The sequence below is a fragment of the Halomonas sp. H5 genome, from assembly GCF_050613175.1.
In the GTDB taxonomy this organism is placed as follows: domain Bacteria; phylum Pseudomonadota; class Gammaproteobacteria; order Pseudomonadales; family Halomonadaceae; genus Bisbaumannia; species Bisbaumannia salifodinae.
Window position 1 is genome coordinate 1,420,099 of sequence record NZ_CP192510.1, and the last position, 18,137, is coordinate 1,438,235.

The 18,137-nt window shown below is 67.2% G+C and carries 14 protein-coding genes; 12 read left to right on the forward strand and 2 right to left on the reverse strand.

Annotation, left to right across the window (positions count from 1 at the left end):
- The first annotated feature begins 17 nt into the window (after positions 1-17).
- From prfA to ACQ1W9_RS06545, 11 genes are all read left to right on the forward strand, one after another.
- Positions 18-1,106 (forward strand): peptide chain release factor 1, encoded by a 1,089-nt coding sequence (gene prfA / locus ACQ1W9_RS06495; RefSeq protein WP_346063381.1) that lies wholly within the window; start codon positions 18-20, stop codon positions 1,104-1,106.
- The gene (gene prmC / locus ACQ1W9_RS06500; RefSeq protein ID WP_431025866.1) at positions 1,106-1,951 is read left to right on the forward strand and encodes a peptide chain release factor N(5)-glutamine methyltransferase; all 846 of its coding nucleotides are present in this window, start codon (positions 1,106-1,108) and stop codon (positions 1,949-1,951) included. Before prfA ends, prmC begins: the two co-directional genes overlap by 1 nt.
- A 211-nt stretch (positions 1,952-2,162) precedes the next feature.
- Positions 2,163-2,663: an Lrp/AsnC ligand binding domain-containing protein gene (locus ACQ1W9_RS06505; RefSeq protein ID WP_346063383.1), complete on the forward strand. Its 501-nt coding sequence runs from the start codon at positions 2,163-2,165 to the stop codon at positions 2,661-2,663.
- A 31-nt stretch (positions 2,664-2,694) separates the two neighbouring features.
- Positions 2,695-3,450 (forward strand): HesA/MoeB/ThiF family protein, encoded by a 756-nt coding sequence (locus ACQ1W9_RS06510; RefSeq protein ID WP_431026417.1) that lies wholly within the window; start codon positions 2,695-2,697, stop codon positions 3,448-3,450.
- A gap of 514 nt (positions 3,451-3,964) precedes the next feature.
- On the forward strand, positions 3,965-5,260 hold the full coding sequence (locus ACQ1W9_RS06515) for an NAD(P)/FAD-dependent oxidoreductase (protein ID WP_431025867.1): 1,296 nt from the start codon (positions 3,965-3,967) through the stop codon (positions 5,258-5,260).
- A 50-nt stretch (positions 5,261-5,310) separates the two neighbouring features.
- On the forward strand, positions 5,311-6,657 hold the full coding sequence (locus ACQ1W9_RS06520; protein WP_431025868.1) for a glutamine synthetase family protein: 1,347 nt from the start codon (positions 5,311-5,313) through the stop codon (positions 6,655-6,657).
- Positions 6,658-6,764: 107 nt separating this feature from the next.
- The gene (locus tag ACQ1W9_RS06525) at positions 6,765-7,868 is read left to right on the forward strand and encodes a polyamine ABC transporter substrate-binding protein (RefSeq protein ID WP_431025869.1); all 1,104 of its coding nucleotides are present in this window, start codon (positions 6,765-6,767) and stop codon (positions 7,866-7,868) included.
- Positions 7,869-7,939: 71 nt separating this feature from the next.
- A complete protein-coding gene (locus ACQ1W9_RS06530) occupies positions 7,940-9,121 on the forward strand; it encodes an ABC transporter ATP-binding protein (protein WP_431025870.1) in 1,182 nt (393 codons plus the stop codon).
- 49 nt (positions 9,122-9,170) lie between these two features.
- The gene (locus ACQ1W9_RS06535) at positions 9,171-10,082 is read left to right on the forward strand and encodes an ABC transporter permease subunit (protein WP_346063388.1); all 912 of its coding nucleotides are present in this window, start codon (positions 9,171-9,173) and stop codon (positions 10,080-10,082) included.
- Positions 10,083-10,084: 2 nt separating this feature from the next.
- Complete coding sequence (locus ACQ1W9_RS06540; RefSeq protein ID WP_431025871.1) at positions 10,085-10,918, forward strand: ABC transporter permease subunit; 834 nt, start codon at positions 10,085-10,087, stop codon at positions 10,916-10,918.
- Between the two features lie 148 nt (positions 10,919-11,066).
- Positions 11,067-12,359 (forward strand): NAD(P)/FAD-dependent oxidoreductase, encoded by a 1,293-nt coding sequence (locus ACQ1W9_RS06545; protein WP_431025872.1) that lies wholly within the window; start codon positions 11,067-11,069, stop codon positions 12,357-12,359.
- Between the two features lie 179 nt (positions 12,360-12,538).
- Here the strand turns inward: ACQ1W9_RS06545 and ACQ1W9_RS06550 are convergent, their stop codons facing one another.
- A complete protein-coding gene (locus tag ACQ1W9_RS06550) occupies positions 12,539-15,106 on the reverse strand; it encodes a GcvT family protein (RefSeq protein WP_431025873.1) in 2,568 nt (855 codons plus the stop codon).
- A gap of 321 nt (positions 15,107-15,427) precedes the next feature.
- Here ACQ1W9_RS06550 and ACQ1W9_RS06555 point away from each other — a divergent pair, with 321 nt between their 5' ends.
- Positions 15,428-16,009 carry a glycine zipper 2TM domain-containing protein gene (locus ACQ1W9_RS06555; protein WP_431025874.1) on the forward strand — a complete coding sequence of 194 codons (582 nt, stop codon included), beginning with the start codon at positions 15,428-15,430 and terminating at the stop codon, positions 16,007-16,009.
- 130 nt (positions 16,010-16,139) lie between these two features.
- Here the strand turns inward: ACQ1W9_RS06555 and ACQ1W9_RS06560 are convergent, their stop codons facing one another.
- Positions 16,140-18,059, reverse strand: a complete 1,920-nt coding sequence (locus ACQ1W9_RS06560; RefSeq protein WP_431025875.1) for a Na+/H+ antiporter NhaC family protein — start codon at positions 18,057-18,059, stop codon at positions 16,140-16,142.
- Positions 18,060-18,137 lie beyond the last annotated feature (78 nt).

Consider the following 18,137-nt stretch of genomic DNA (forward strand, 5'->3'; position numbering starts at 1 on the left):
CAACCACAGGACCCTTCATGAAAGCCACACTGCGCCAGCGCCTGGACTCCTTTACCGAGCGTTTCGAAGAGCTCGCGGCCCTGCTCGCCGAGCCGGAGGTAATCGCCGATCAGGCGCGCTTCCGCGACTACTCCCGGGAGTATGCCGAGCTGGAACCGCTGGTGGCCTGCTGGCAAGACTATGTCGGCGTCGAGGCGGATATCGCCGCCGCCGAGACGCTGCTCTCCGATAGCGATGCCGAGATGCGCGAGCTGGCGGAGCTGGAGCAGGCCGAGGGGCGCAGCCGCCTGGAGGCCCTGGAGGTCGAGCTCAAGCGGCTGCTGATTCCCAGGGACCCGGACGACGGGCGCAGCGTCTTCTTGGAGGTGCGCGCCGGCACCGGCGGCGACGAGGCGGCGCTGTTCGCCGGCGATCTGTTCCGCATGTACTCCCGCTATGCCGAGAAGCACGGCTGGAAGGTCGAGGTGGTCAGCGCCAGCCATGGCGAGCAGGGCGGCTACAAGGAGCTGATCTCGCGGGTCAAGGGTGACGGCGTCTATGCCCGCCTCAAGTTCGAGTCCGGCGCCCATCGGGTGCAGCGGGTGCCCGCCACCGAGTCCCAGGGGCGTATCCACACCTCCGCCTGCACCGTGGCGGTGATGCCCGAGGCGGACGCCGTGGGCGACGTGGAGATCAATTCTTCCGAGCTGCGTATCGATACCTACCGCTCCAGCGGGGCCGGCGGCCAGCACGTCAACACCACCGACTCGGCGGTACGCATCACCCACCTGCCCTCCGGGGTCGTGGTGGAGTGCCAGGAGGAGCGCAGCCAGCACAAGAACAAGGCCAAGGCCATGTCGCTGCTGGCCGCGCGCCTCAAGCAGAGCGCCCAGGACAGCCAGCGCCAGCAGCAGGCCGATACCCGTCGCTCCCTGGTGGGCAGCGGCGATCGCAGCGAGCGCATTCGCACCTACAACTTCCCCCAGGGGCGGGTCACCGACCACCGCATCAACCTGACCCTCTACAAGCTCGGTGAGGTGATGACCGGCGAGCTCGATGAGGTGATCGAGCCGCTGCTCCAGGAGCATCAGGCGGAGCAACTGGCGGCCCTGCAGCAGGAGGCGTGATGATCCTCGATGCCCTGCTGGCGCGCGCCGCCCGGCGCCTGGCCGAGAGCGGCTCGGCGAGCCCGCGCCTGGATGCCGAGGTACTGCTCTGCCATGTGCTGGGGGTAGAGCGGACCTGGCTCTATACCTGGGGGGACCGGGAGGCGCCGACCTTCGAATGGGCCCGGTTCGAGGCCCTGGTGGCGGCCCGCGCCCAGGGGTGGCCGGTGGCCTATCTGACCGGTGAACGGGAGTTCTGGGGACTGCGCCTGGCCACCTCGCCGGCGACCCTGATTCCGCGCCCCGATACCGAGACCCTGGTGGAGGCGGCCCTGGTCCGGGCCGAGGCGCCCCGGGGGCGGCTGCTCGACCTAGGCACCGGCACCGGCGCCATCGCCCTGGCCTTCGCCAGCGAACGTCCCGGCTGGGCGGTGCTGGGCCTCGACCTCGCTCCCGAGGCGGTGGCCCTGGCGCGCCATAACGCCGCGCGGCTCGGTATCGCCAATGCCGATTTCCGCGAGAGCGACTGGTTCTCGGTCCTGGACGACACCGAGCGCTTCGCGCTGATCGTCGCCAACCCGCCCTATATCGCCGCCGATGACCCCCACCTGGGGCAGGGCGATGTGCGCTTCGAGCCCGCCAGCGCCCTGGTGGCCGATGAAGATGGCCTGGCCGATCTCCAGCATCTGGTGAGCGCGGCCCGCGGCTACCTCGAGCCCGGCGGCTGGCTGCTGCTGGAGCACGGCTATGCCCAGGGGGCGGCGGTGCGCCGGGCCCTGGAGAGCGCCGGCTATGCCGCGGTGGCGAGCCTTACCGACCTGGGCGGCCAGGAGCGCCTTAGCCTGGGGCGCCTGGCGATACCCTGAAGCGAGCACGAGCCCTCGGCTAGAGGGCCCTGGCGGGCTGGAGCCCCGGCGTAGACCTATGGTAATACTAGGTTACACCGCAGCTTTTTTTGCCAACAGGAGCTGACTTGCTGGTGAAAAGCGCTATGTATAACTCAATCAGCTAAGATGAATAGGTGCCCCACGCCGGTTGGCTGGCATGACATCTTTTTGTGCTCGGACACTCACTATAATGAAAGCCAAGACGCGATCCCTGGACCGTATCGATCTCAAGATCCTGCGCTGCCTGCAGGACAACGCCCGTATCTCCTATGTGGACCTGGCCGCCCAGGTGGGGCTCTCCACTACCCCTTGCCTGGAGCGGGTCAAGCGCCTGGAGCGCTCCGGCATCATCCGCGGCTACAAGGCGGTGCTGGACCCCAAGGCGCTCAAGGCCAACCTGCTGGTGTTCGTCGAGATCAGCCTGGAGACCCAGTCGCCGGCGGTCTTCGACGAGTTTCGCCGGGCGGTCAGCAAGCTGCCGCAGATCCAGGAGTGCCACCTGGTCTCCGGCCAGTTCGACTATATCCTCAAGTGCCGCATCCCCGAGATGTCCGCCTATCGCCAGCTGCTCGGCGACGTCGTCCTGACCCTGCCCGGGGTCAAGGAGTCGAAGAGCTATGTGGTGATGGAGGAGGTCAAGGAGGAGTTCTCCCTGCATGTGCCCGATATCGAGCAGTTGGAGGGCAAGTGAGGATGCCGCTGACGAGGAGGCTGCCGTGGCGATGAACGACCAGGCGCTGCTGCGCTACAGCCGCCAGATCATGCTGGAGCCCATCGAGATCAAGGGCCAGGAGCGGCTGCTGGCCGGTCACGCCCTGGTGATCGGCGCCGGCGGCCTGGGCTCGCCGGTGGCCCTGTATCTCGCCGCCGCCGGGGTGGGGCGCCTGACCCTGGCCGACGCCGACCTGGTGGAGCTCTCCAACCTGCAGCGCCAGATCGCCCACGGCATGAATGACCTGGGGCATAACAAGGCGGAATCGGCCCGGGAGGCGGCGCTGGCCCTCAACCCCGACTGCCGTATCGAGGTGCTCACCGAGCACCTGAGCGGCGAGGCGCTGGCGGCGGCGGTGGCGGCGGCGGACCTGGTGCTCGATTGCACCGATCGTTTCTCCAGTCGCTACGCCATCAACCGCGCCTGCCTGGCGGCGGGCACGCCGCTGATCTCCGGGGCGGCGATTCGCTTCTCCGGCCAACTGGCGCTCTTCGACCCCCGGGACGCCGAGAGCCCCTGTTACGCCTGCCTCTATCCTCCGGGAGAGCACGGCGAGAGCGACGAGGCGATGCGCTGCGCCGAGAACGGCGTGGTGGCGCCCCTGGTGGGGCTGATCGGCAGCTTCCAGGCCCTGGAGGCGGTCAAGCTGCTCAGCGGCGCCGGCACCCCCCATCGAGGACTCTCCACCTTCGATGGCCTGAGCGGCGAGTGGCGCCGCTACCGGGTGCCCCGGGATCCCGGCTGTTCCCACTGCGCCGGCCGCTAGGCTCCCAAACCTAACCGCTTTCTGCCGTCGTATTCTTTCCTTGGCTCGTGCCCCTGGCTATCGTCTCGCCGGGCGCGCGGGCTATGCTGATTCCTGTGCCCTGCCTCGTCCCCTGGGGCCGCGACGCGTCCTCCCTTCGGGTGGTTAGTGGGCTAATCAGGTATGGGATACTCACCATGCGGGGCGCCGCCGTTTCGGTCCCGTCTCGCCTCCCTGGATGCACGGAATCACTTGACGCCATAACGGTGGCGTTGCCGATGGGCGATCCTTTCTACCTTGCCAATGCTTTCTTTATTGTGTTGATATTATTTTGTTTTTTGTTGCTGCTTCGCAGAACGTTAACACCTGAGGGAAGAAAGTCGTTGTTAAATACTTGACATATTCCCCGGGTCTGGTGCCAGACTAGGAGCCAAGAAAGCGGCAGGGTAAGCCGCGACCCATCCCGGCGATGTGGTTAACTATTTCAACAATAACCCTGATGGCCGCGATGCCATCCTCCGTAAGGAAGGTCTGCATGACCACCGATGCGTCACTCCATGCCGGTCCCCGCTCCTACTATCGCGACAGCGTAGCGGTGGATCTCGCCCCTCGCCCCCCCCTGGATAGCGATACCCGTGCCGATATCTGCGTGATCGGCGGCGGCATCACCGGTTGCTCGGCGGCCCTGCACCTGGCCGAACGCGGCCATTCGGTGGTGCTGCTGGAGGCCAACGAGATCGGCTATGGTGCCTCCGGGCGCAGCGGCGGCCAGATCCTGCCGGGGCTGGGCACCGATATCGCCACCGTGGAGAAGGCCCTGGGCCTGTCGGCCGCCCGGGAGATCTGGGAGATGAGCCGCGAGGCGGTACGCCTCACCGCCGAGCTGGTGGAGCGTCACGCCATCCCCTGCGACCTCAGTTGGGGCTATCTGCACGCCGCGGTGAAGCGTCGTCATATCAAGGAGCTGTGCGAGTTCCGCGATCGCCTGGCCCGGGACTATGACTACCGGGCCCTGAGCTGGCTGGAGGGGGATGCCCTGCGCCAGCATGTGGTCAGCGACGCCTATCCCGGCGCCCTCTACGAGAGCGAGGCCGGTCATCTGCATCCCCTCAACTACACCCTGGGCCTGGCCCGGGGCGCCCAGCGGGCCGGGGTGCGCCTCCACGAGCATAGCGCCGTGCTGGCGGTGGAGGAGGGCGCCCCGGCGCGGGTGCGCACCGCCCATGGCAGCGTCACCGCCGACTTCGTGGTGGTGGCCGGCAATGCCTATCTCGGTGGGCTGATCCCCCGCATGGACGGCCGCATCATGCGCGCCGCCAACTACATGATCGCCACCGCCCCCCTGAGCGAGGCCCAGGCCGCCCGGGTGCTGCCCCGCAACGACGCCCTGGCGGATGCCAACTTCGTCCTCGACTACTACCGTCTCAGCGGCGACCGGCGGCTGATCTACGGTGGCCAGGTGAGTTATGACGGCCGCGAACCCAGGGGCCTGGCGGCGCGCATGGATGCCAAGATCGCCCGACTCTTCCCGGCGCTGGCGGGGGTGCCCATCGACTATCGCTGGGGCGGCGACGTGGCCATCACCTTCAATCGCGCCCCGGACTTCGGGCGCCTGGGCACCAACCTCTACTATGCCCAGGGCTACTCCGGCCACGGCATGGCGCTGGCCGGGCTCGCCGGCAAGCTGATGGCCGAGGCCATCGATGGCCAGAGCACCCGCTTCGACGCCTTCGCCGCCATGCCCCATCGCCGTTTCCCCGGCGGCGAGCGGCTGCGCACCCCGCTGCTGGTGCTGGCCACCGCCTTCTACAAGCTGCGCGACCGTCTATAACGAAACCGAGGGCGGCGGAATTCTCCGCCGACCCGAGACACGAGGCTGTTATGAAAGATCTCGAGAGTTGGCTCAAGGAACGCCAGATCACCGAGGTGGAGTGCCTGGTCAGCGATATCACCGGCATCGCCCGGGGCAAGATCGCCCCGGTTTCCAAGTTCGTCGCCGAGAAGGGCATGCGCCTGCCCGAGAGCGTGCTGCTGCAGACCGTCACCGGCGACTATGTGGAAGACGATATCTACTACTCGCTGCTCGATCCGGCGGATATCGACATGATCTGCAAGCCGGACCTGTCCGCCGCCTACCCGGTGCCCTGGGCGCTGGAGCCCACCGCCCAGGTGATCCACGACTGCTTCGACAAGCAGGGCAATCCCATCGAGCTTTCCTGCCGCAACCAGCTCAAGAAGGTGCTGGCGCTCTACGAGGCCCGGGGCTGGAAGCCGGTGGTGGCGCCGGAGATGGAGTTCTACCTGACCAAGCGCTGCGAGGATCCGGACCTGCCGCTGCAGCCGCCCATCGGCCGCAGCGGTCGCCAGGAGACCGGCCGCCAGTCCTTCTCCATCGATGCCGCCAACGAGTTCGACCCGCTGTTCGAGGACATGTACGACTGGTGCGAGGCCCAGGGGCTGGATATCGACACCCTGATCCATGAAGAGGGCACCGCCCAGATGGAGATCAACTTCCGTCACGGCGACCCCCTGGTGCTGGCGGATCAGGTCTTCCTGTTCAAGCGCACCATGCGCGAGGCGGCCCTCAAGCATGACGTGGCGGCCACCTTCATGGCCAAGCCGGTGACCAATGAGCCGGGCAGCGCCATGCATATCCATCAGAGCGTGCTGGATGCCGCCACCGGGCAGAGCGTCTTCTCCAACGACGACGGCACCATGAGCGAGCTCTTCCTGCATCATATCGGCGGCCTGCAGCGCTATATCCCCGAGTCGCTGCCGCTGATGGCCCCCAACGTCAACTCCTTCCGCCGCTTCCTGCCCGATACCTCGGCGCCGGTGAACGTGGAGTGGGGCGAGGAGAACCGCACCTGCGGGCTGCGGGTGCCGGACTCCACGCCGCACAACCGACGGGTGGAGAATCGCCTGCCCGGCGCCGATGCCAATGCCTACCTGGCCATCGCGGCGAGCCTGCTGTGCGGCTATATCGGCATGATCCGCGGCATCAATCCCACCGCCCCGGTGCAGGGGCGCGCCTTCGAGCGGCGCAATATGCGTCTGCCCTTCACCCTGGAGCATGCCCTCGAGCGCATGGAACACTGCGCCGAACTCGAGGAGTTCCTGGGCGGCAAGTTCCTGCGGGGTTATGTGGCGGTGAAGCGGGTGGAGAACGAAAACTTCAAGCAGGTCATCAGCTCCTGGGAGCGGGAGTTCCTGCTGCTTAGCGTGTAAGACCCGGCCGCGCCGGGGGGCATCCCGTTGAGACCGCCGCGGGACGCGCCGGCTAAGCTGGGATATCGGCTTTTCTGATCCAACAACAACGACATAGAGGTGCCAAGATGTCCTACCAACGCAAGCTGTCCCTGGCCGTCGCCGCGGCCTCCTTGACCCTGGCCGCCGCGGCCGCCCAGGCCAATGAGGTGCGGGTCTACAACTGGTCCGACTATATCGCCGAGGATACCCTGGAGCGCTTCACCGCCGAGACCGGCATCGAGGTGATCTACGACGTCTTCGACAGCAACGAGGTGCTGGAGGCGGCACTGCTCTCGGGGCGCTCCGGTTATGACGTGGTGATCCCCTCCAACCATTATCTGGTGCGCCAGATGGCCGCCGGCGTCTATCGGGAACTGGAGCATGACCGGCTGCCGAATATGGTCAACCTGGATCCGACCCTGCTCGACCAGTTGGATAGCGTGGATGCCGGTAGCCACTACTCCATCCCCTATATGTGGGGCACCAACGGCATCGGCTACAACGCGGGCCGCCTCCAGGAGATCCTCGGCGATGACGCCCCGCTGGACTCCTGGGCGCTGCTCTTCGACCCGGAGGTGACCGGGGCCCTGCACGAGGCGGGCTGCGGTATCTCCATGCTCGACTCCGGCGACGAGATGCTGCCGGCGGCGCTGGCCTACCTGGGGCTCGACCCCCACAGCACCGACGCCGATGAGATTGCCCAGGCCGGCGATGCCATCGCCGCGGTGCGCGAACATATCACCTACTTCCACTCCTCCCGCTATATCTCCGACCTGGCCAATGGCGACCTCTGCGTGGCCGCCGGCTATTCCGGCGATATCTTCCAGGCCGCCGACCGGGCCGAGGAGGCCGGTAACGGCCACGAGATCGCCTACACCATTCCCAGGGAAGGGGCGGCGCTGTGGTTCGACCTGATGGCGATTCCCGCCGATGCCCCCAACCCGGAGAACGCCCACGCCTTTATCAACTTTATCCTCGAACCGGAGATCGCCGCCGGTATCACCGAGTACGTGCTCTTCGCCAACCCCAACCGGGCGGCCAACGACCACCTGCCCGAGGAGATCCTGAACGACGCCTCCATCTATCCCACCGAGGAGGTGATGGAGAAGCTGTTCGTGGCCAAGGCCAAGCCGCTCGCCGCCCAGCGGGTCATCACCCGCACCTGGAACCGGGTCAAGTCCGGTAACTGATCGGCACGCCGCCCCTGCGCCATAAGCGGGGCGGCTGCTTTCCCTTCGCGGATGTCCTGGAGAGACGTGCAATGACCCAACCCATGACCCTGGCCGATACCCCTGCCCAGGCGCGTCCGGCGAGAGAGACCCCGGCCTCATCGGGCAAGAGTTCGCGTGTCCAGAAGGAGACGCTGATGGAGATCCGCCGCGTCAGCAAGCGCTTCGACGAGGTGCTGGCGGTGGATGACGTCAACCTGACCATTCGCCGCGGCGAGATCTTCGCCCTGCTGGGCGGCTCCGGCTCCGGCAAGTCGACGCTGCTGCGCATGCTGGCGGGTTTCGAGAAACCCAGCGAGGGACAGATCCTGCTGGAGGGGCAGGACATCTCCCGCCTGCCCCCCTATGAGCGGGCCATCAACATGATGTTCCAGTCCTATGCGCTCTTCCCGCATATGACGGTGGCCGAGAATATCGCCTTTGGCCTCAAGCAGGACAAGCTGCCCAAGGCGGAGATTCGCGAGCGGGTCGCCGAGATGCTCAAGCTGGTGCATATGGAGGGCTTCGCCAAGCGCAAGCCCCACCAGCTCTCCGGCGGCCAGCGCCAGCGGGTGGCCCTGGCCCGCTCCCTGGCCAAGCGCCCCAGCCTGCTGCTGCTCGATGAGCCCATGGGCGCCCTGGACAAGAAGCTGCGCACCGAGATGCAACTGGAGGTGGTGGAGATCCTCGAGCGGGTCGGGGTGACCTGCATCATGGTCACCCACGACCAGGAGGAGGCCATGACCATGGCCGACCGGGTGGCGATCATGTCCGATGGCTGGATCGTCCAGGTGGGCTCGCCCATGGACGTCTACGAGAGCCCGGCCAACCGCATGGTGGCGGAGTTCGTCGGTACCGTGAATCTGTTCGCCGGGGAGATCGTGGTGGACGAGGCGGACCACTGCATCATCGACAGCCCCGAGCTGGGGCGTAGCATCCGCATCGATCACGGCATCAGCACCCCCGCCGACGAGCGCGGCGTCTGGGTGGCGGTGCGCCCGGAGAAGACCCTGCTGAGTTGTGAACGGCCCGCGGGCGACTTCAACTGGGCCGCCGGCAGGGTGGAGGATATCGCCTACCTGGGGGGGCTCTCGGTCTACTACGTGCGCACCGAGCAGGGCCACCTGGTCAAGGTGAGCCTGGCCAATACCACCCGGCGCAGCGAGCGTCCCAGCTGGGGGGACAGCGTCTTCGTGCACTGGGATGAGCGCAGCGCCGTGGTGTTGCGCGACTAGCTCTCGACTCGCCGCCCCCGGATTCCCCGCTCCCGATCGGAGACGACTTATGTCTGCCCTGACTTCGCAACGCCTGCGGCGGTGGCTCAAGCCCCGTCGCGGCTGGGTCATCGCCGTGCCCCTGCTGTGGCTGACCCTGTTCTTCCTGCTGCCCTTCGGCATCGTGCTCAAGATCAGCCTCTCCGAGGCGGCCATCGCCATTCCGCCCTACAGCGCCATGGTGGACTTCGGCGCCGAGACCCTGAGCCTGGTGGTGACCTTCGGCAACTACCTCTTCCTGATGTCCGACAGCCTCTATGTGTCGGCCTACTGGGGCTCGCTGAAGATCGCCTTCGTCTCGACCCTGGCCTGCCTGCTGATCGGCTACCCCATGGCCTATGCCATGGCCCGGGCCCCGGCCCACTGGCAGCTGGTGCTGCTGCTGCTGGTGATGCTGCCCTCCTGGACCTCCTTCCTGATCCGGGTCTATGCCTGGATGGGCATCCTCAGCAACAACGGCCTGATCAACAATACCCTGCTGTGGCTGGGGCTGATCGACTCGCCGATCCGCATGATGAACACCAACTTCGCGGTGATCCTCGGCATCGTCTACGCCTACCTGCCCTTTATGGTGCTGCCGCTCTACGCCAACCTGACCCGGCTCGACGGCTCCCTGCTGGAGGCCGCCTCGGACCTGGGTTCGCGCAGCATCAATACCTTCCTCAGGGTGACCCTGCCGCTCTCCAAGGGCGGGATCATCGCCGGCTCCATGCTGGTGTTCATTCCGGCGGTGGGGGAGTACGTGATCCCCGAGCTGCTGGGTGGCCCCGATACGCTGATGATCGGCAAGGTGCTGTGGGAGGAGTTCTTCAACAACCGCGACTGGCCGGTGGCCTCGTCGCTGGCCATGGTGATGCTGGCGCTGCTGTTGATCCCCATCGCGCTCTTCCATCGCTACCAGTCCCGTGAACTCAAGGAGTGACCATGAGAAAGCCATCCTTTACCACGGTGATGCTGATCCTGGGGCTGGTGTTCCTCTACCTGCCGATGCTGATCCTGGTCTTCTACTCCTTCAACGCCTCGCGCCTGGTCACGGTCTGGGCGGGGTTCTCCGGGCGCTGGTATATCGAGCTGTTGCGCGACCAGCAGATCCTCGATGCGGTCTGGACCAGCCTGCGTGTCGCCTTCTTCTCCGCCAGCATGGCGGTCTGCCTGGGGACCCTGGCCGCCTTCGTGATGGTGCGCTTCGGCCGCTTCCGCGGCAAGACGGCACTGGCCAGCATGATCACCGCGCCCCTGGTGATGCCGGAGGTGATCACCGGCCTGTCGCTGCTGCTGCTCTTCGTGCACATGGCGCAGCTGGTCGGCTGGCCGGCGGATCGTGGCATGGTGACCATCTGGATCGCCCATACCACCTTCTGCAGCGCCTATGTGGCGGTGGTGGTCTCTTCAAGGCTGCGCGAGGTGGACCTCTCCCTGGAGGAGGCGGCCATGGACCTGGGGGCCCCGCCGGTGAAGACCTTCTTCCAGATCACCCTGCCGGTGATCGCCCCGGCGCTGGCCGCCGGCTGGCTGCTGGCCTTCACCCTCTCCCTGGATGACCTGGTGATCGCCAGCTTCGTTTCCGGGCCCGGGGCCACGACCCTGCCCATGGTGGTCTTCTCCTCGGTACGCCTGGGCGTCTCGCCGAAGATCAATGCCCTGGCCACCCTGATCATCCTGGCGGTGTCGCTGGCCACCTTCCTGGCCTGGTACCTGATGCGCCGCAGCGAGGCCAAGCGGCGCCAGGCGATGCAGCTGGCGATGCAGGAGGCTTGATGCTGGTGTTGTTTGATAGTTGACGAAGATTGAGCTGTCGATGGCCCCTGATATCGATTCAGGGGCCATTTTTTTGATATTCCCTGCTTTTCGTCTAGCCGGCTTGTGATAGCATGGAAAGAATAATCAACATCAAGGGAGCGAGCCGATGTCCGCCCAACAGCCTACCCATCATGTGGCCTCCTACTATGCCGCCTCCGCCAACCCCAGTCCCGAGCGCCCCCCGGTCAGCGGTAGCGTCGAGTGCGATATCTGCGTGGTGGGGGCCGGTTTCACCGGCATCTCGGCCGCCCTGCACCTGGCCGAGCAGGGCCAGTCGGTGGTGGTGCTGGAGGCGGCGCGGGTCGGTTTCGGCGCCTCCGGGCGCAACGGCGGCCAGCTGGTCAACAGCTATAGCCGCGACATGGACGTGATCGAGGCCAAGTACGGAGCCGAGAGCGCCCGGGCCCTGGGCGATATGGCCTTCGAGGGCAACCGCATCATCCGCGGCCGGATCGCCCAGTACGATATTGCCTGTGACCTCAAGGAAGGCAATGTCTTCGCGTCCTGCAATGCCAAGCAGCTCGAGGGGCTGCGCGAGCACCAGGCACTCTGGGAACGCTACGGCCATGACCAACTGGAGCTGCTGGAGGGGGAGGCGGTCAAGCGGGAGGTGGGAAGCGCACGCTACACCGGTGCGCTGATCGACCACTCCGGGGGGCATATCCATCCCCTCAACCTGGTGCTGGGCCAGGCCGCCGCCTTCGAGTCCCTGGGCGGGGTGATCTTCGAGCAGAGCCCGGTGCTCAAGCTGACTCATGGCGAGCCGGTGGTGCTGACCACCCCCGGTGGCGAGGTGCGCGCCCAGCGGGTGGTGCTGGCGGGCAATGCCTATATGCAGGGCGTGGAGCCGCGACTGGAGAGCAAGTCGATGCCCTGCGGCACCCAGATCATCACCACCGAGCCCCTGGACGAGGCCACTGCCCGGGCACTGCTGCCCAACGACATGGCGGTGGAGGACTGCAACTACCTGCTCGATTACTACCGCCTGACCGCCGACAACCGCCTGCTCTATGGTGGCGGGACCAGCTATGGCGGCCAGGACCTGGCCAGCATCGAAGCGGTGATTCGCCCCAAGCTGGCGAAGACCTTCCCGCAGCTTGCCGACGTCAAGGTGGATTACGCCTGGAGCGGTAACTTCCTGCTGACGCTGAATCGCCTGCCCCAGTTCGGCCGGCTCAACAACAACGTCTACTTCGCCCAGGGCTACTCCGGGCATGGCGTCACCTGCTCGCACCTGGCCGGCAAGCTGATCGCCGAGACGATGCGCGGCGAGAGCGAACGCTTCGATGCCTTCGCCGGCCTGCCGCACCTGCCTTTCCCGGGCGGGCGCCTGCTGCGGGTGCCCTTCTCGGCGCTGGGCGCCTGGTACTATTCCACCCGCGATAAACTGGGGATCTAACACCTGCTTTATTCATGAGGTGAGATGGGTAGTTGCTCAGGGGCGCTGGGGGTGGGCCGAAGCAAAGCGTCTTTTTCAGGGACGAAAAAGCCGAGCGTCCATGGATGGATTCACAGCGTCTTTGCGAAGTGCCTACCCCCAGGTTAGCCCCGGGCCGCCAGTTTCTTACAACAGATCGCTTAGCTTCTTGGGCGCTGGCTATCCGGGTCATAAAGGGCCCGGTAGCCCACCGCCGCGACCCGCATCGGGTAGTGCTCGCCGAAGTACTCCAGCAGCAGTTCACGGCCCACCTCGGCATCGCCGTGGGGTAGATAGGCCAGGGCGATATTGCGCTCCAGCGAGGGCCCATAGGCGATGCTGGTGGTGTAGCTGCGCCGGCCCAGTTCGTCGACGGGCACCTCGCCGCTCTCCGGGTCGAGCAGTGGCGACTGGCCCACCGGGAAGCGCGGCCGGCCGGCATCGTCCGTATTGGCCTCCATCACCAGGGTGCAGAGGGTGGCCGGCTGGTGGGGGCGCGCCCGCTGTTCCAGGTAGGCGGCCTTGCCGAGGAAGTCGGCGGCCTTGACCCTGGGGCGCGCCAGGCCCGCCTCATAGAGGTTGTAGTCGCTGAGCAGGTCCACATTCTGCAGGCGCAGGCTCTTCTCCAGGCGCCGGCTATTGGCGTAGGTCTCGATACCCACCGGCACCACCCCCGCCTCGAAGAGCCGATCCCAGAGGGAGAGACCATAGCTGAAGGGCACATGGAGCTCCCAGCCCTGCTCGCCCACATAGGAGATACGGAAGGCCCAGATCGGCAGGCCACCCAGGCGGATCTCCCGGGCGCTGGCGAAGGGGAAGTGCTCCGCGTCCAGTGCCTCCGGGGTATCGCACAGGGCCTGCAGGGTCTGGCGGGCCCGGGGTCCCCAGACTCCCGAGGTGGCCAGGCCATCGCTGCGATCCTCCAGCTGCCAGTGGCTCAGCCCAAGGGCCTCGGCCTGGCGATGGATCCACACCAGGTCCCGGTGGCCGGTGTCGCCGCCGCAGATCACCCGCCAGGCTCGCTCGCCCAGGCGCACGAGGGTCAGGTCGGAATGGATCCCGCCGGCGGCATCCAGGAAATGGGTATAGACTCCCTTGCCGATGGGCGTATCGCCGCCCACCTTGGCCACCGAAAGGGTTTCCAGCAGCGCCTCGGCGTCGCGGCCGGCGATATCGTAGATGGCGAAGTGGGAGAGGTTGATCATCCCCACCCCCTCGCTCATGGCCAGCTGCTCGGCGTTGGACACCCGCCAGAAGTGGCGGCCATCCCACTCCACGGGGCGCACCGGCACCCGCTCGAGCAGGTGGGCCAGGCGCGTCTCGTTGGCGGCATAGCCGTGGGCCCGCTCCCAGCCCGCCGCCTCCATGAAGTAGCCGCCGAGCTCCTGCTCCCGGGGCCAGAAGGGGCCGCGGCGCAGGTCGCGGCCGCTCTCGAAGGGCTCTCGGGGATGCACCGGCGGATCATAGATCTTGCGGGCGATCTCCCGGCAGCGACCCAACACATGGCCCGGGGTCTTCTGCACCGGGTAGAAGCGGGCGATATCGATGCCACAGGGATCCAGCTCGGGGCGGCCATGGGTCAGCCAGTCGGCGAGGATCTTGCCCATGCCGGGGCCATCCTTGACCCATACCGCCTCGCAGCACCACAGGCCGCGGGCCTCCGGGGCCTCGCCCATCAGGGAGCCGCCGTCGGAAGTGACCGACAGCAGGCCGTTGAAGGAGTGTTTGTCGTCCCAGCCCAGCTCGGCGAGTCGCGGGGTCAGCTCCAGCGCCCGCTCGAAGGGGGCGGCGATCTGCTCGGCGCTCAGGTCGCGCATGGAAGGGGAGAGCCGCGCCTGCTCCCGGGGGAGGATCTCCCGGGGGTGGACCAGTCGTGGCTCGCGGGTCTCGTAGTAGCCCCACTCCAGTTGGCCGCCCTCGGTGGAACGCGGGTCGCCGGTGTCGCGCATATAGGCGGAGTTGCCCTGGTCGCGCAGCAGCGGATAGCCGATCTCCTGGCCGCTGCCGGCGAAGTCGTCGAAGGGGCCGAAGAACAGCAGCGGGTGCTCCACCGGCATCAGCGGCAGGGCCGCCCCGGCCAGGGCGGCGGGCAACGGGCCCCAGATGCCGCAGGCGAGGATCACCAGGGGCGTGGCGATATGGCCTTTCGGGGTCTCCACCCCGCGCACCCGGCCCGCCTGGACGTCGATACCCAGGGCCGGAGTGTCGGCGAAGGTGCGCAGCCCGCCGCCGGCCACCGCCTCCTCGATCAGCCGCCCCGCCACCCGCTGGGAGCGGGGCACCACCAGGCCGGCGTCCGGGTCCCAGAGAGCGCCCAGGACCTGGGCCCGGTCGAGCAGCGGGAAGCGCGCCACCGCCTGGTCGGCGTCGATCAGCTCGGCGCGGGTGCCGAAGGCCTTGCCGGAGGCCACCTTGCGCTTGAGCTCATCAAAACGTGCCTCGTCGCCCACCCGGGCGATCTCCAGGCCACCGACCTTGTGATAGTGACCAAGCGCCTCGTAGAAGCGCTGGCTATAGGTGGTGGTGTAGCAGCTCAGGCGGTCGTGGGAGGTCATGTAGCAGAAGTCGGAGGCGTGGGCGGTGGAGCCCGCATCGGTGGGGATGGCCGCGGCATCGATACCCACCAGGTTGGTCCAGCCCAGCGCGATCAGATGGTGGGCCACCGAGGCGCCGACGATACCGCCCTGGCCGATAATCACCGCGTCCGCCTGTGTCGGAAGGGTCGCCATGATAAATCTCCTTCCTCGGGGTAAGCCATGTGATTTCAGCCTAGTGCAGCCCCGGCCTGGGCCTCGTCCGGCAATGCCGGCGGGTGTCGCCTTGGCGATGGCTGGAGTCGTTATGGGATAGGGTGACGAGGCGTCGCCATGCGGCGACAGTCCATGCAAAGTCATGACAAATCGATATCGGAGCGCCAGAGGGGGAGGGGGTTTCCTTATACTGGGAGAGTCTTGTAGTTATTGCCGATGGGGCGGCCGGATGCCGTTTCGTCGCGCCGAGTGATCCATGGAGCAGGCGCCTCGCCACCCGTTGTGAATCGAGGAGGCGTCATGAGTAAAGCCATTATCGTCGGAACCAGCCTGGCGGTCCTGGGCCTGGGTGGCCTGGCCCTGGGGGCCTATCAGGGGCAGCAATTCGCCGGCGAGCCGGCGGCGGAAGCGCCGACACCGGTCTATGCCGAGGTGCTGGGGGTGGAGCCCGCCGTGCGCCGCAGCGAGGTGCCCCGGGAGGTCTGCGAGGAGGTGGTCACCTACCGTCAGGCACCGACCCAGGACCCCAACCGCATCGTGGGTACCGCCGCCGGGGCCATCGTCGGTGGTCTGCTGGGCAACCAGGTGGGCGGCGGCAACGGCCGCAAGCTGGCCACCGTGGCCGGTGCCGTGGGCGGTGGCCTGGCCGGTCGCGAGGTGCAGAATCGCGTCGAGGCCAATCAGGTGCAGCCGGTCACCGAGCGGCAGTGCCATACCGTCACCGAGACCCATGAGGAGCATCTGGGCTATAACGTCACCTACCGCCTGGATGACGAAGTGCGCACCCAGCGCCTGGAGAGCCCGCCCCAGGCGGAGCGCCTGCCGGTGGTGGAGGGCCAGGTGCAGTGGCAGGCCACGGCGGTCGCCGAAAGCGACGCCTGATCCGTTTGCCTTGCCTGTCCCCGGGGTAGCCTCGGGTCTCCACTAACAATGGAACTGGCTTCATCCACACTCCCTCAACGCCAAGGGGGCCGCAGTCGCGGCCCCCTTGGCGTTTCCGTGCATGACGCCGTTACTTGGCGAGGGCGGGGCTCGCCTCGACCACGCCGTCCTCGGCGCGCTGGCCCAGCAGGCGCAGGGCCAGGGCCAGCACGATCAGGCCGGCGAACAGGCCCAGCCACCAGCTCAGGCCATGTCCCACCGCCACGCTACCGAACAGCAGCGCCACCACGCCCACCAGCAGCGCATAGGGCAGCTGGGTGCGCACGTGTTCGATCAGGTCGCAGCCGCTGGCCATGGCCGCCAGCAGGGTCGACTCGGCCAGCGGCGAGCAGTGGTCGCCCCAGACCGCGCCGGCCAGGACCCCGGCCACCGAGGCGTAGAGCAGCGGCATGCCCTCGGCGGTGCCCGCCAGGCCATGCAGGTCGAGGATCGCCCAGGCCAGGGGAATGGTCAGCGGCATCATGATCCCCATCACGCCCCAGGAGGAACCGGTGGCGAAGGCGGTGAAGGCGGCCAGGGTGAAGATGGCGGCCGGCAGCCACTGGGGCGAGAGCGCCTCGCCGAGGGCGGCGATCAGGAAGTCGCTGGTGCCCAGGGCGTCATTCACGTTGGCCAGGGCCCAGGCCATCATCAGGATGGTCAGGGGCAGCAGCATCGACTTGACCCCCTCGAACCAGTAGTGGGTGGTCTCGCTCATGGTCATCAGGCGCTGGCCCAGGGTCATCACCACGGCGGTGATACAGGCGGCCAGGGAGCCCCACATCATGGCGGAGAAGGCGTCGCCCTCGCCGAAGGTGTCCCAGATGCCGTGGTCGCCCGGGCCCAGGGCCTCGGCGCCGGTGGTGATGATGCCGCCGATGGTGAAGGCCACCAGCACCAGCATGGGAATCACCGCGTTGAGGGCGCGCAGGGCGATGCCCGGCTTGGTCTCGATCTCGGCCTCTTCCACCACCGCTTCCCGGGGCGTCACCGGCGAGCGGCTGGCCTGGCCGGCCAGGGCGCGGCGCTCGGCGCCGAGCATGGGGCCGAAGTCGCGGCGGCTCCACACCAGCAGGAAGACGAAGGCCACCGCCAGGAAGGGGTAGAAGTTATAGGGCAGGGACTTGATAAAGACGCTGTAGGCGGACTCGCTCCAGCCGTCGATCTCGCTCATGGCCTGCTGGATCAGCCCGACCTGGAAGCCGATCCAGGTGGTGACCAGCATCACCGCGGAGACCGGCGCCGCGGTGCAGTCGACGATATAGGCCAGCTTGGCCCGGGAGATACGCAGCTTGTCGCAGATATTGCGCATGGTGTTGCCGACGATCAGCGCATTGGCGTAGTCGTCGAAGAAGATCGCCAGCCCCAGCAGGCCGGTGGTGGTCTGGGCCTGGCGCCGGTTGCGGATGTAACGGGTGATCCGCATGGCGATGCCCTGGGTGCCGCCGTTGCGCGAGATGATCCCCACCATGCCGCCGATCAGCAGGCAGAAGAGCACCACCGCCATATGTTCGCTGTCGCTGGCGGCCTCCAGCAGGTGCACGCTGACCGTCTCGTTGAAGGCGGTGAACAGCGCCGCGGCGCTCATGCCGTGGTAGATCCAGCCCCCCAGCAGGATCCCCAGGAAGAGTGCCACGATGACCTGGCGGAAGATCAGGGCGATGCCGATGGCGGTCAGCGCCGGCACCAGGGAGAGCCAGGCGGGAATGGCCGAGAGCGTCTGGCGCTCGAGCAGTTGGCCCTGGGCATCGAAGAGCTCCAGGACGCCGGCCTCTTCACCGAGAGTCGCCTCGGCGAGCCACTGGCCCGCCTCGCCTTCGACCAGCGTCAGCGGTTGGCCATCCAGGGTCAGGCGGTGGTCGGCGTCGGCGCCGACCTCGATGTCGAAGCCCACGCCCTGGAGGATCAGGCCGGGGGCCGACAGGCGTTCATCGGCCAGCAGGGGGCCGGCGGCCATCAGCAGCAGGAGCAGCAGGCCGGTCAGCCAGAGTCGTCGTTTGGGAGTTTCCATGGAGCTTGCCTCGTTGTTGTGGTGGTCGTTGGGATGGGCAAATCCCGGCCCGCCGGCTCGCATCGCGAGCCGGAGATT

What these genes read in the sequence shown, in the direction of transcription:
- prfA (WP_346063381.1), top strand. Translation starts at nt 18, where the DNA reads ATGAAAGCCACACTGCGCCAGCGCCTGGACTCCTTTACCGAGCGTTTC.
- ACQ1W9_RS06515 (WP_431025867.1), top strand. Translation starts at nt 3,965, where the DNA reads ATGACCACCGATGCGTCACTCCATGCCGGTCCCCGCTCCTACTATCGC.
- ACQ1W9_RS06560 (WP_431025875.1), bottom strand. Translation starts at nt 18,059, where the DNA reads ATGGAAACTCCCAAACGACGACTCTGGCTGACCGGCCTGCTGCTCCTG.
- ACQ1W9_RS06520 (WP_431025868.1), top strand. Translation starts at nt 5,311, where the DNA reads ATGAAAGATCTCGAGAGTTGGCTCAAGGAACGCCAGATCACCGAGGTG.
- ACQ1W9_RS06505 (WP_346063383.1), top strand. Translation starts at nt 2,163, where the DNA reads ATGAAAGCCAAGACGCGATCCCTGGACCGTATCGATCTCAAGATCCTG.
- ACQ1W9_RS06530 (WP_431025870.1), top strand. Translation starts at nt 7,940, where the DNA reads ATGACCCAACCCATGACCCTGGCCGATACCCCTGCCCAGGCGCGTCCG.
- ACQ1W9_RS06550 (WP_431025873.1), bottom strand. Translation starts at nt 15,106, where the DNA reads ATGGCGACCCTTCCGACACAGGCGGACGCGGTGATTATCGGCCAGGGC.
- ACQ1W9_RS06510 (WP_431026417.1), top strand. Translation starts at nt 2,695, where the DNA reads ATGAACGACCAGGCGCTGCTGCGCTACAGCCGCCAGATCATGCTGGAG.
- ACQ1W9_RS06555 (WP_431025874.1), top strand. Translation starts at nt 15,428, where the DNA reads ATGAGTAAAGCCATTATCGTCGGAACCAGCCTGGCGGTCCTGGGCCTG.
- ACQ1W9_RS06540 (WP_431025871.1), top strand. Translation starts at nt 10,085, where the DNA reads ATGAGAAAGCCATCCTTTACCACGGTGATGCTGATCCTGGGGCTGGTG.
- ACQ1W9_RS06545 (WP_431025872.1), top strand. Translation starts at nt 11,067, where the DNA reads ATGTCCGCCCAACAGCCTACCCATCATGTGGCCTCCTACTATGCCGCC.
- ACQ1W9_RS06525 (WP_431025869.1), top strand. Translation starts at nt 6,765, where the DNA reads ATGTCCTACCAACGCAAGCTGTCCCTGGCCGTCGCCGCGGCCTCCTTG.
- prmC (WP_431025866.1), top strand. Translation starts at nt 1,106, where the DNA reads ATGATCCTCGATGCCCTGCTGGCGCGCGCCGCCCGGCGCCTGGCCGAG.
- ACQ1W9_RS06535 (WP_346063388.1), top strand. Translation starts at nt 9,171, where the DNA reads ATGTCTGCCCTGACTTCGCAACGCCTGCGGCGGTGGCTCAAGCCCCGT.